This window comes from Sarcina sp. DSM 11001 (genome assembly GCF_900101015.1).
In the GTDB taxonomy this organism is placed as follows: domain Bacteria; phylum Bacillota; class Clostridia; order Lachnospirales; family Lachnospiraceae; genus CAG-791.
On record NZ_FNFZ01000004.1, the window covers coordinates 106,242 to 118,539 of the forward strand.

A 12,298-nucleotide genomic window follows, 5' to 3' on the forward strand; every position below is an offset into this window, starting at 1 on the left:
GCTTTTACAGGGGTAACTCCCCTAAAGCGGTCTTCTTCCTATGGTGGTCATTTCCCAAAGCGGTCATTGTCCTATAGTGGTCATTTTCCTAAAGGGATCATTCACCGGTCAAATGGTTATTCTCCGATCACGTTTTTGATCGCGGCGAGCAGGTCCGGAAATTCCTCAAAAGCGGGAAGGTCGGGATTGTCCTTTTTGATCTGTTCCGTTGACCGGAAAAGAAAACCATCCTTTCCTGCGCGGATCATAGCGAGATCATTGTAGCTGTCCCCGACCCCGATCGTCTCAAATCCGACGGACTGCAGGGCTTTGACTGTCGAATATTTGGAGTTTTCCACGCGCATCTTGTGCCCGGTGATCTCTCCGTCCGGCGCCACGATCAGCTCGTTGCAGAACAGGGTGGGCCATCCGAGTTTTTTCATGAGAGGTTTGGCAAATTGCGTGAAAGTATCACTGATAATAACTGCCTGTGTCATGCTGCGAAGCTCATCCAGAAACTCCGGGGCTCCGGGCAGGGGGTCGATTTTGGCGATGGTCTCCTGGATCTGAGGAAGGCCAAGTCCATGTTCATGCAGTATGCCTCTGCGAAAGGCCATCAGTTTATCATAATCCGGCTCATCCCGGGTTGTCCGTCTCAGTTCAGGAATTCCCGTCACCTCAGAAAAGGCGATCCAGATTTCAGGTACCAGTACACCCTCCAGGTCCAAACACACGATATGCATTCTATTAATCTCTCCTTTCTGACTTAACAGCTGTGTCCGTCCTGTTTCAATGCTCTGACGCAGCCGGCACACTGGTGTACCGGTTCGCCAGCCCGGAACGAAAACAGCCGTTTATCATGTTAACATGGAACCTGAACTTTTACAAATAGTTTAACCGCACTGGAGAAAAGGAAAAAGGCTGTAGAAGAAGGAAAGCAGCCGGCAATAATCAATTGATCCTGATCGGGGCCAGTACTTTGTCCGGGATGATAAATTCCACAGTCCCCATGCTCATAGGAGCAGCTTCCAGTTCATTGAAGCAGATCACGAGTCGTCCCTCGTCATCAATGTAAAAATCCTGGTCATCGCGGATCCGGCTGAAATCGGATTCCGGATCATCTTCAGAATCGATCCAGTATTCGACCTCAGGATTTTCCTTCATCCGGGCGCGCATCTGGGAGATGATCTCTTCGCTGATGGGGGTGATGTAATCCGCACCTGCATAGAAAAGATCCTCGAGTTCCACTCTCTCACCGGTCTTTTTATTGATCGTAAAATGATTGACCTGTTCAAAACCGTCGGCTGACGCTGTGTAGCAGAAGACTTCCATGCAGTACCAGTCCGGAGTATCTGTTATGGTTCTATGGAGGAAACGCAGCGTTTGATATCCTGTCTCCTGAGAGACATTCTGTTCAAAGCTGGTGACCGCCTGTTCCTCCATCTGCCGGATCTCTTCCGTGATCTGGGCTGAGGACAGAACTGCATTGATTGAAGAGGCTGAACCGTTTACCGATTCCTCTGGCTCTGTTTCATCGAAATCAGACCAGGCTTCACCGAGATCCTCCGGAGAGATCTCCTCTGCTTCCCCGGAAAATGTCTTTATAGTATCATCAGCATCCCCGGCTCCGGCTGCCTGGTCTTCCGAAACTTCTTCCGAAACTTCGTATTCCGCCGCCTCATCCGCTTCTATTGAACCTGCCGCCATAACGCCGGGAGAATCTGCGCCCTGGTCCGCATCACTGTTTTTTGACATAGTGACAAGGGTGGATTCTTCCGCATAAGCGTCCGCTGAATCACTCTGGTATTCATAGGAACGGATCGTCACCAGACGGAAATAATTGCCCAGAAAAGGAAGATCCTGAAATGCTGAAGAAGCTGTCGGGCTCAGATTTGGAAGCACTACACTGATACAAAGTACCGCAGCGGCGGCTGCTGCCCAGAAGGAGGCTCCTGGTCGGCGGCGGCGCACACGAGAGACCGGACGGCCGGATAAGCTTTTTTGTTTCTCCTGCCCGGTTTCCTGATCTGCCTGCAGACCGGATGCCTCTTCGACATATTCATCACGGATCCCGCTCATTGCTTCCAGAAGGTCATATTTATCCATTATATCAGTCCCTCTTTCTCCAATACTTTCTGAAGGGATCTGCGCATCCTCAGAAGTGTGACTTTGACATCGCTCTGGCCGATTCCGTACATGCCGGCGATTTCAGAAATGGAATCCATGTAAAAATATCTTCTCACGAAAAGCCTCCGCTGTTTTTCCGTAACCGTATCCAGATAACTGTTGATGGCTTCCTCCAGTGCCCTGCGGTCGACTGCCTCCTCAACATTGTTTGATGCCGGAGTCAGGAAATCCCCCAGTTCATCAAGAGATTCAGAAAGCCTGTCCCCGGTGCGCTTGACGGCATGACCTGCTCTGTAACGGGAGATGGCCAGGTTTCTCGTGATCTTGCCCAGAAAGGCGCTCAGACAGGCCGGCCGCGCGGGAGGGATACCGTTCCACGCATTCATCCAGGTGTCATTGAGGCACTCCTGAACATCCTCCTCGACACCCAGAATATTGAAGGCGATCGTCCTGCAGTACCTGCCATAGGCATTGATTGTCTCTGCGATCGCCTCTTCATTCCTTTCCCAGTAAAGATCGACAATTTTATTATCTTCCATAACGCCTCTTTCAAAATGAAAATGCCGGAAAGACATTTTCATATGGAACTGCGAAATGCCCCGCTGCAGATTAAACATGGTATTTTTGCAGAGGGGATCCCTGACAAATCCCGAGGACCTGTCTATATTTACGCAGCTGATGACCTGCCGGTTACACTGCCCCGGCGATCTGGTCTGTGGCTTCACTCCTCAAGGGTTTTCAACAGTAACATGATACTGGCCGCTGCCGTCTCCTGTGACTGTGACCGTGCCGTTGCTGTATGTGCTGTACACCTCAGCTCCGTTTTTTACTAGTCTTTTTATCAGTTTTTCTGAAGCCGGTCTCTCTTCGCCGTCAGTGATGACAGCGATCTCCGGAGAGACTGCTTCGATCAGTTCTTTGGAGCTCTTCTCTTTTTTTCCATGATGAGGCACTTTCAGAATATCATATTCCCGACTGGCAGAGGAAAGCCAGCGGCTGATCGCCTCCTCCTCTATATCACCGGGAAGGAACCAGGAATCCTCTCCGTCAAAGACCTCGATCAGGAGAGAGGCATCATTATCATTCTTTTTTTCCTCATCGAAGGGGACCAGGGCGGGATCTATATAGATTGCGGCCTGCCCGAGCTTCACTTCCTGTCTGGAGGATACGCGCATGGCCTGCAGGTCCTCCTTCCGGATCAGTGTGAACAGGTCTTTGCATTTTTCCTCCTCTCCCTCATAATCAGGAAGATAGATGATTTCCGCCGGAATCTCATCCGCGATCCGGGCAGCGCCGCCCACATGATCCTTGTCGTAATGAGTGATGATCATGGCATCCAGGCTGGAGATGTCTCTGTCCTGCAGTTTAGCGACTATTTCGTCGGATGTCTCCTGATAACCTGTATCCAGAAGGACATGAGAGTCTCCCGATGAAAAGAGGATGCAGTCTCCCTTTCCCACATCAAAAAAGACTGCCTCCAGATCTCCTGCACCGGCATTTTCCGCCCCGGCAGAAACGACTGAGGTGTTTTCCCCGGACGGCTGCCCTTGCGGCTTTGAAGTTTCCTTTTTAGTCCGGCCGCAGCCGGCCAGAAGGACCAATAAAAGAAGACAGGTCCAGGCAGCAAAAGACCTGAAAAATCTGCTCCCATCTGTCTTTGTCCTGATCATAGTCCAGTTCATACTTTAATGCCACGACCTCCTGTTTTCAAACATACCAGATCCAAGACCCGCAAGCGGGTTTGAATCTTTTCTGATCTTTTCTTTCTGTTTTTCTTTCCTGTTTTTTTCCTGTTTTCTTTTCCTGTTTTCTTTGCAACCCTGCCGGAAAAATTTCCTGACAATACATCCTTATGATTCAAGAGTCGCTCGCGAGTCTTGCACCCGCAAATGCCGGGCCCGCCCGGGCATGGCCGCCAGTATGAAAATAGCATACAGCCTGTCCGCTAATTTGCAAGTGAATTTTTTGAGTCCTGCTCACACAGCCTGAATCTCACCATTCTTCATTACAGTTTGTCACAGGAGTATTTTTAACTGTAATCCTTATCACAGCTTCGCTTTCACTCTCAGGCAGACAAACCGGGATGAGAATCAGATCATTATGGAAAAACACTCTTAATAATTATCGTAAAATCCAGTAAAAAATAGCACAAAGGAATTCTGACCACCGGAAAAATTGTTATAATAAGACTGATATAATAATTGATACAATAATAAAGAAAAGAATCAATCCCCCGGCAGGAAGAGCAGGGCTATTGAACATTTTTTTATAATAACCTGAATGAGAAGAAGCGTAAAAGGAGGTTTTTCCTATGCTTCAACAAAAGATATCACAGACACAGCAACAGCTGTTGTCTGTGGATCAGCGTCAGTCTTTAAAGATCCTGGCCTATACGAATCAGGAACTGGACACCTTTCTGAATGGAGAATATTTGCAGAACCCTCTTCTGGAATGTGTGAGGGAGAGACAGTCGGATCATGTGGAATCTCTGGACAGCCATTATGAAACCGCAAGCTCATACAGAGATGCTTATCTTCGTCAGGATGAGAGGACAACCGACCGCCGCACGGATATCCGTGCAAGAGAACCTCTGGAGCTGCAAAACCAGCTCAAGGGGCAGCTTAATATCAGAAAATACACGCCCCAGGAATGGAAGCTGATCGACTATCTGATCGAATGCCTTGATGAGAAAGGCTTCTTTAATTATGACACCAAAGAGATCGCTGCCGCCAGCGGCTGTCCCGTGGAAATGGTCGAGCGCTGCCTGTCCGACCTCAAAAAGCTTGAGCCGGCAGGTATCTTTTCAAAAAATCTCTCCGAATGCCTTCTGGCGCAGGTCAGGGCGGCCCATGAACAGGATAAAGTCCTGATCCGGATCATTTCAGATTATCTGGATGATCTGCTGCGTGGAAACCTGAGCACGATCACACGGAGTCTGGGTATCTCAACAGCAGAATGCCGGCTCTGCATACAGAAGATCGGTCAGCTGAATCCCCGTCCGCTCATGAACACGGAGTCTGCCAGGACGGAATATATCATTCCGGATATTCTCGTCACTTTCGAAGACAATAGCTGGAAGGTCGTACTGAATGACAGCTGGCTTGGTGAATACAGCTATAATGATTACTATATCCACATGATGCAGACGACATCCGACCCCGAGCTTAAGGAATATTTCCGGGAAAAGCTCGAGCGGGCAAAGTTTCTCATCACATCTGTGGAACGAAGGAGGAATACGATCATCAGGATCGTCTCCGAGATCCTGGAATACCAGAGCGACTATTTCCTCAACGGGGGAAAACTCCTGCCTATGACTATGGATGCTCTCGCGAGCCGTCTGGAGATCAGTACCTCTACTGTCAGCCGGGCGGTCAGGAACAAATACATGCAATACCGGCGCCCGATCCTGCTGCGAAGTCTTTTTACAGGGACAGCATCCGAAAAGACGGACGCGTCAACAGATTACGTGCACAAGAAGATCCGTGACCTTGTAAAAAATGAGGACCATGCAAGGCCCCTGAGCGATGAAAAGATTTCCGGCATCCTGAAAAAGGAGGGGATGTGTATTTCCCGCAGGACTGTCGCCAAGTACCGGCAGCAAATGGGGATCCCCGATTCAAGGCTCAGGGCTTATCTGTAGCGATCCTGTGGGCGGTCATAAAGCCGCCGGCAGCTGCCGCCAGTAAAGCCGCCGCCCATCCCGGTGTACAGATCAGGCCGTAGATCTTTGTCCACCCCAGAAACAGAACAGCCAGATTGCAGAGTCCATGCATGAAGCAGGGTACCTGCAGCCTCCCTGTTTCCTCATAGGCACAGGCAAAAATGATTCCCATGATAAAAGCATACAGCCCCTGCTGCCAGGAACCGTGATACAGGCCGAACAGGAGCGCTGAAAACAGGGCCGCAGTCCTGAACCCGTATTCCCTTTCCAGACAGGAAAAAAGGCCCCCCCTGAAAACCGATTCTTCGATCATGGGCATCATCAGTCCGTAGACCAGAGCGGCAGATACCAGCTGCGCGGGACCGGCCAGCTCCCCGTTAAGAGAGGAGACAGATCCACCGGGGATCATGGAGATAAGCGAGTTGAGTCCCAGCGACAGCAGGACTGCAGAGCAAAGAAGGAGGGAGAACCGCCTTCCCTCTTTGTCCGGGGACAGTCTGCCGGTTTTCCCGTTTTCCACGTCCTCCAGTTTCCTGTTCTCATAGTCTTCCCGGAACCTGTAGAGTTCCCGCAGTAAATCCCTGCGCACGGCAAGGCAGCCGATTCCCGGAGGCACTGCAGTGCTGAGCAGGGACCAGAAGTGAAGAACAGTCCAGCCATAAGCCGGTCCTGCTGCCGCCAGGATCCTGTCCTGCAGGTACCAGGTCCATAATGCCTCCATGCCTGAAGATACAGCCGCGTTTACGATCACAAAGAAGAGGAACGGGCTGATCAGATCGATCATCTTTTTCATTTTGTTTGCATATGAAGAATAAAAAACAGGGGCTCCGGTGCATGAATGCACCGGAGCCCCCTTATAGTCTGATTCAGGAAGATCCGTAAATCGGATTATCTGAGCATAGCGCCGCCGATGACCATCATCTGAACTTCGGATGTGCCTTCATAGATCTCAGTGATCTTGGCATCACGCATCATGCGCTCGATGGGATAATCACGGGTGTAGCCATAGCCGCCGTACAGCTGCAGGCAGCGGCGGGTCACATCGCTTGCAGTGGAAGCCGCAATGAGCTTCGCCTCGGCTGCCAGGATGGTGTAAGGCTTGCCTTCATCAACAGCGTTGGCTGCCTGATAGACAAGGAGTCTTGCGGCATCGGTCTGAGCCTGCATCTTGGCCAGCTCGAACTGAGTGTTCTGGAACTTGGCGATGGGCTTGCCAAACTGTACTCTCTGCTTGACATACTCTTTGGTGATATCGATCGCGCCCTCTGCAATACCCAGAGCCTGTGCAGCGATACCGATACGGCCGCCGTCCAGAGTCTGCATAGCGATCTTGAAGCCCTTGCCGATCTCGCCCAGCAGGTTCTCCTTCGGAACCTTGACGTTCTCGAATACCAGCTCGCAGGTGCTGGATCCGCGGATACCCATCTTCTGCTCGTGCTTGCCGATGGAGAAGCCTTCCATGCCCTTTTCCATGATCAGGCAGGAGATGCCCTTTGTGCCCTGGGTCTTGTCGGTCATACCGAAGACGATGAAGATATCAGCATAGCCTGCGTTTGTGATGAAGATCTTGGAGCCGTTGACCAGATAGTAGTCGCCCTTGTCTTCAAAAACAGTCTTCTGGCCTGCAGCGTCGGTTCCTGCATTGGGCTCAGTCAGACCGAAAGCGCCGAGCTTCTTGCCGGAGCACAGATCAGGGAGATATTTCTTCTTCTGCTCTTCGGTGCCGAAATGATAGATAGGCCATGTGCCAAGGGAGGTGTGTGCAGAAATTGTAACACCAGTGGAAGCACAGACTTTGGAAATCTCTTCGATGCACTGTGCATAGGACAGCTCATCGAGACCAGCTCCGCCGTACTCCTCCGGGAAAGGAATGCCCAGAAGACCCATCTCAGCCATCACCGGGATATTCTCCTCGGGGAATCTCTCCTGCTCATCAAGCTCAGCAGCGATGGGCTCGCAGGAATTCTTCGCAAAATCGCGGTACATGTCGATCATATCCTGATGGATTTCATCATTGAAGAAATTCATAAATAACCTCCTTCTTGCACATAAGCTATTTCCAGATTTTTTATTGTGAAATCTTGCAGGTTCCCTGCACATGGACAATATTATAACACAACCCCCTCATTCTTGCCACATTACCCTAGTAATATTTGCACAGTTTTTTCAAAACATTGCCTGTTTTTTCGTACATTTTCATCTAATGGGAAATCAGTTATACTTCAGTGCCATGACCTGCTGGTCACAAACATATATGATGAACCCGGCCATATTTTTCCAGGTCATTCCAGGACGATCTGCTTTCGTAATGCAGTCGAATACAGGATCTGTTCAGCCACAGGAAGGCCGTATGCCCTCTCAAGTGCTTCAGCATACAGGTTCAGCTGGGTTTTATAACGCATGACGAGCTCTCCGGCATTTTGTACGCGGTCCGTCTTGTAATCCACCAGTATGATCTGGTCTTTTTCGATGAAAAAGGCGTCTATAATGCCCTGAACAGTGATCATTTCATCCGCAGGGAAAGCGGGATCGATCCTGTCGGCGGGGACGCCCATGACAAAAGGCTGTTCCCGGTATAAGAGACCGCTCTTGTCCGCAGCCTCCATCCTTCCGGCGAGACTGGATCTCAGGAAGTCCAGGACACCGGATGTATTGACCAGGGCGGCATCGTCAGCTGATATCCTTCCCTCCTTCACCCGTTTACTGATCCACTCCCTCAGCGCCTCGGATTCTTCAGAGATCAGTTTCGCTCTGTCTGCATAGTCCATCAGCTCCAGGATCCGATGGAAAGCAGTGCCCCTGCGGGCTCCATCGGTCTCGCCCGCCTTTGCTGTCCCGGCTTTCTCTGTTTTTTCAGTTTTTTCAGTTTTTTCGTTTCCTACAGCTACACTCTCAATCCCGGCTTCGGTCAGATCATCAGAAATCGCCGGAGACTCTGTCTCCTCATCTTCCCTGCGGACAAAGGCGGGGACATAAGGAACCGGAGTCCGCATTGGAAACAGTTCATTTTCTCCCTCTCCTCCGCCGTTTTCAACCATACCGAGAGCCTTTTCCATAGCCCTGTGCTTAAGCTCTGAGACAGAGGTCTGCGCATAGAGGTCTCTGAGTTCCTCATGAGGATAAACTCTGAAAAACCGGGAGGCGGCGGCATGCGCGGCCTCAGGGTCGGGCTGAGAATCCAGGGGTCTTCCCTCCAGCCCCTGAAGAATCTTTTCACACTCGGCAAGTCCTCTCTGTTCCTGCACGGCGGAGATGACAAGATCCTTTTCATTCAGAAGCTTTACCACAGCATGAAAGTCCAGAGTCTGCGCCTGTTCATCCCGACAGGTATCCCCGGCTGCAGCTGCCCGGAATATCAGTTCCGCAAAGCAGGAAGCCCCGGCGATCATCGATACCGGCAGGGCGGACTCATCTTCCTGAATACGGAAACCTGCCATGCTTTTCTCCCAGTTCTCCAGTTTTTTATAAAGCCCTTTCTGAGATCCGACCATGATCAGTTTTTCCTTTGCCCTGGTGAGGGCGACATAAAGAACGCGGAGTTCCTCGCCCATAGAATCCCGGCAGATCTTGTCCGCGATTTCTTCCCGGCGCAGTGTTGTGGTGCGCACCCTGGAATCAGGATCGTAGCTTTTGATCCCGACGCCCCAGTCTCCGTCAAAAAGCATCAGCCCTGAGCTTTCGTTCCGTCTGAAGGGAAACCTGCGGCACAGCCCCGCAACGATACAGACGGGAAACTCCAGCCCCTTGCTCTTGTGTATGGTCATGATACGCACGACATCCGCATTTTCATCCAGAGTATTGGCTTCCCCGAAATCGATGTCCTCCCTGATCAGTCCGTCGATGTAGCGCAGAAACTGGAACAGACCGGTAAAATCAGTCTTTGTAAAATGATCCGCATGGCTTTTCAGGAGGGACAGGTTGGCACAGCGCTGGGCGCCGGCAGGGAGTGCTGTACAGTAGTCCTGATATCCGGTCTCTTCCAGAATGCCTGTCACCAGAGCGGAGACAGAAGAATACCGGACACGGTCTCTCCAGGTCCTGTGAAAGGAGAGAAAATCCCTGCATTTTTCGGAGAGTTCATCGGAATCAGATTCCTGTCTGTCTCCGACAGATTCCCCCGCAGCACAGAGGAGAGAATCATAGAGAAGTCCGTCGGGCTTCATAAGCCGGATCCTGGCGATCTCATCCTGGGTAAATCCGCCGAAAAACCCTCTGAGCACACCATATAGAGGGATGTCCTGGCCGGGATTATCCAGCGTGCGCAGAAATTCGATCACTGTCCGGATCTCCTGTGCCGCAAAATAACCGGTCCCGGACTCCGCATAGGCAGGGATACCTTCCCGGGCCAGCACTTCCTTGAATTCCTCATTCCATCTTGCCGCGCTGCGCATCAGGATGACAATGTCCCCGTACCGTGCCGGTCTGAGCTCTCCAGTATCCTCATCACGTACCTTGAGGCTTCCTGTGATCCTGCGGATCTGTCCGGCGATCAGGAGGGCTTCCTTCTGAACGTCGGTTAGGCTCTGGATCCCCTCGGAAAGATCCGGGATCCGTTCCTGCTGTGATTCTTCACTTCCAAAGCCGGCCAGATCATCTCCGGAAAAAGACGGATCCTCCCCGTCCTCTCCCGGTCCATCGTCTCCATCGCCCGGACCTGTGTCCAGGAGGAGCAATTCCGCACGATAGGGATCCCGGGGGATCTCCCCGGAGCCAATCTTCACTGCCTCATCGTCTATACCCGGGCCTTCTTCATCGGGATCGCCATCAATATCTTCATCGAGATTTACATCAGGGTTTTCATCAATATCTTCATCAACAGCCTCAACAATGTCTTCATCAGGATCTTCATCGGGAAATACAGCTCCCCTTTTCAGGGATACGGCTTCACTGTACTCCACGCCGCCGATCTCCCTGCGCATCAGTCTGAAGAAAAGTGCATTGACACAGTCCAGCACTTCTTTGCGGCTGCGGAAATTCTGATCCAGTTCGATCTTTTCTGTCAAGGGATCATCCGGCAGGTAGGAATCATATTTTTCCATAAAGATTTCGGGCCTTGCCAGACGGAACCGGTATATACTCTGCTTGATGTCACCCACCATAAACCGGTTGTTATTTCCGTCATCCTCTCCGGAAATGATCTGAAGCAACAGTTCCTGGACTTCGTTGCTGTCCTGATATTCATCGATCAGGATCTGGTCATAGTGGCCGCGCAGCGCCCTGGCCGCCCGTCTGGGAACATAGGTCCCGTCCTCCTGACGCTCTGCCAGGATCTCCAGGGCAAAATGTTCGAGATCTATAAAGTCGATCAGGTGCCTGGCCTTTTTTTCTTCCAGGAATCTCTCGGAAAACTCCAGGGTAAGGGCAGACAGGGCGGCAACGGGAGCAGAGGCCGCCTTCATTCCCGCCAGGATCCTCTCCGTATCCTGCCCCGCCGTTTTTTGGCGGAGACGGGTTATTCTTTCTTTTTCCCCATCCCTGAGATTTTTGACGAATACTCTGGCAGCGGGGTCCAGATGCTCATACTTTTTTCCTCTGATCGTCGGATATCTTTTGAAATCCCCTGAGATGCTTTTCTGGATTTCCTCCCAGAGGCGGATCAGCTGCCCGGTTTCCGGGACCAGGTCCGCCTGCCCTCCGCCCCCTTTAGCGGACTTATTACCGGAATGAGACCGGTCAGTAAAAAAATCTCTGAGCAGGGGGCGGATCTTTCCGAACAGCCTCTCCCTCTCCTCCTGGATAAAGAGCTGGATAATATCAGGGATGTCCGGCTCCCTGCAGAGCTCTTCTATCACGGCATAGGTTCGGTCGGATTCATAAAGAGCGATGGCCGTATTCATAACCATGGACCGCATCCAGGGTGTCTCAAAAAGCTCTTCCTCATCCTTTATATCATAGTCAGCTGCCCGCTCCCTTAACCAGGCTGAAGGCGAAGGATGACTTCCCGAGTGCCTGAAAAGCTCCAGGATCAGCTCTTCCAGCTCCTTATCATCGGATCCGGTACAGAAATAGTCCACACAGGAGAGAAAGGAAGGGTCTCCGGATGCATACTTTTCCTCCAGAAAATCCTTGAGGACATCAGCCTGGATCAGGCCGCTCTCATTCTGGTCGATCTGCCGGAATCCCGGGTCAAGGGCAATATCGCTGAAATAATTGCGCAGGATAAAGGTAAAAAAGCTGTCCATCGTCGTGATCTGCGCCTTGTGCAGCAGAACCTCCTGCCTGCGGAGATGGGCGTTGCCCGGATCCCTGCGGAGACGGGCGGAAAGAGCCTGACCGATACGCTCCCTCATCTGCGCTGCCGCCGCCCTGGTGAAGGTCACGACCAGAAGTCTGTCTATGTCCAGAGGGTGGTCTCCTTCACTGATCAGACGAACGATCCTTTCCACCAGAACTGCGGTCTTGCCGCTGCCGGCGGCTGCAGAAACAAGGATGTTGTGGTTTTGTGCATCCAGGACCTTCTGCTGCGCCGCTGTAAACTGTATTGCCATGATTATCTCCCGTCATTCAAGACTCGCTGGTACTCTTCTGAAT

Annotated in this window: 9 protein-coding genes; 1 reads left to right on the forward strand and 8 read right to left on the reverse strand. The window is 51.5% G+C overall.

Annotated features, from left to right (window positions below; genetic code table 11):
- Positions 1-116 precede the first annotated feature (116 nt).
- The 5 genes from thrH to BLT02_RS16740 all read right to left on the reverse strand — a co-directional run bounded on the left by thrH (position 117) and on the right by BLT02_RS16740 (position 3,967).
- Positions 117-722, reverse strand: coding sequence for a bifunctional phosphoserine phosphatase/homoserine phosphotransferase ThrH (gene thrH, locus BLT02_RS03040; protein ID WP_092991427.1), 606 nt, complete (start codon positions 720-722; stop codon positions 117-119).
- A gap of 208 nt (positions 723-930) precedes the next feature.
- Positions 931-2,085 carry an RsiV family protein gene (locus BLT02_RS03045; protein ID WP_092991429.1) on the reverse strand — a complete coding sequence of 385 codons (1,155 nt, stop codon included), beginning with the start codon at positions 2,083-2,085 and terminating at the stop codon, positions 931-933.
- A complete protein-coding gene (locus BLT02_RS03050; RefSeq protein WP_092991559.1) occupies positions 2,085-2,645 on the reverse strand; it encodes an RNA polymerase sigma factor in 561 nt (186 codons plus the stop codon). Before BLT02_RS03050 ends, BLT02_RS03045 begins: the two co-directional genes overlap by 1 nt.
- A 189-nt stretch (positions 2,646-2,834) precedes the next feature.
- Positions 2,835-3,776, reverse strand: a complete 942-nt coding sequence (locus BLT02_RS03055; RefSeq protein WP_175453665.1) for a ComEC/Rec2 family competence protein — start codon at positions 3,774-3,776, stop codon at positions 2,835-2,837.
- 8 nt (positions 3,777-3,784) lie between these two features.
- Complete coding sequence (locus tag BLT02_RS16740; protein WP_139187391.1) at positions 3,785-3,967, reverse strand: hypothetical protein; 183 nt, start codon at positions 3,965-3,967, stop codon at positions 3,785-3,787.
- A gap of 450 nt (positions 3,968-4,417) precedes the next feature.
- On the opposite strand from BLT02_RS16740, the gene rpoN reads away from it, so the two are divergent.
- The gene (gene rpoN, locus BLT02_RS03060; protein WP_092991433.1) at positions 4,418-5,746 is read left to right on the forward strand and encodes an RNA polymerase factor sigma-54; all 1,329 of its coding nucleotides are present in this window, start codon (positions 4,418-4,420) and stop codon (positions 5,744-5,746) included.
- Here rpoN and BLT02_RS03065 read toward each other — a convergent pair.
- The 3 genes from BLT02_RS03065 to BLT02_RS03075 form a co-directional block, all read right to left on the reverse strand.
- Complete coding sequence (locus BLT02_RS03065) at positions 5,730-6,560, reverse strand: CPBP family intramembrane glutamic endopeptidase (RefSeq protein WP_139187393.1); 831 nt, start codon at positions 6,558-6,560, stop codon at positions 5,730-5,732. The two genes, rpoN and BLT02_RS03065, sit on opposite strands and share 17 nt — an antisense overlap.
- A 95-nt stretch (positions 6,561-6,655) precedes the next feature.
- Complete coding sequence (locus tag BLT02_RS03070) at positions 6,656-7,795, reverse strand: acyl-CoA dehydrogenase (protein ID WP_092991437.1); 1,140 nt, start codon at positions 7,793-7,795, stop codon at positions 6,656-6,658.
- A gap of 254 nt (positions 7,796-8,049) precedes the next feature.
- Positions 8,050-12,255 carry a UvrD-helicase domain-containing protein gene (locus BLT02_RS03075; RefSeq protein ID WP_092991439.1) on the reverse strand — a complete coding sequence of 1,402 codons (4,206 nt, stop codon included), beginning with the start codon at positions 12,253-12,255 and terminating at the stop codon, positions 8,050-8,052.
- Between the last annotated feature and the right edge of the window lie 43 nt (positions 12,256-12,298).

What these genes read in the sequence shown, in the direction of transcription:
- thrH (WP_092991427.1), bottom strand. Translation starts at nt 722, where the DNA reads ATGCATATCGTGTGTTTGGACCTGGAGGGTGTACTGGTACCTGAAATC.
- BLT02_RS03045 (WP_092991429.1), bottom strand. Translation starts at nt 2,085, where the DNA reads ATGGATAAATATGACCTTCTGGAAGCAATGAGCGGGATCCGTGATGAA.
- BLT02_RS03050 (WP_092991559.1), bottom strand. Translation starts at nt 2,645, where the DNA reads ATGGAAGATAATAAAATTGTCGATCTTTACTGGGAAAGGAATGAAGAG.
- BLT02_RS03055 (WP_175453665.1), bottom strand. Translation starts at nt 3,776, where the DNA reads ATGATCAGGACAAAGACAGATGGGAGCAGATTTTTCAGGTCTTTTGCT.
- rpoN (WP_092991433.1), top strand. Translation starts at nt 4,418, where the DNA reads ATGCTTCAACAAAAGATATCACAGACACAGCAACAGCTGTTGTCTGTG.
- BLT02_RS03065 (WP_139187393.1), bottom strand. Translation starts at nt 6,560, where the DNA reads ATGAAAAAGATGATCGATCTGATCAGCCCGTTCCTCTTCTTTGTGATC.
- BLT02_RS03070 (WP_092991437.1), bottom strand. Translation starts at nt 7,795, where the DNA reads ATGAATTTCTTCAATGATGAAATCCATCAGGATATGATCGACATGTAC.
- BLT02_RS03075 (WP_092991439.1), bottom strand. Translation starts at nt 12,255, where the DNA reads ATGGCAATACAGTTTACAGCGGCGCAGCAGAAGGTCCTGGATGCACAA.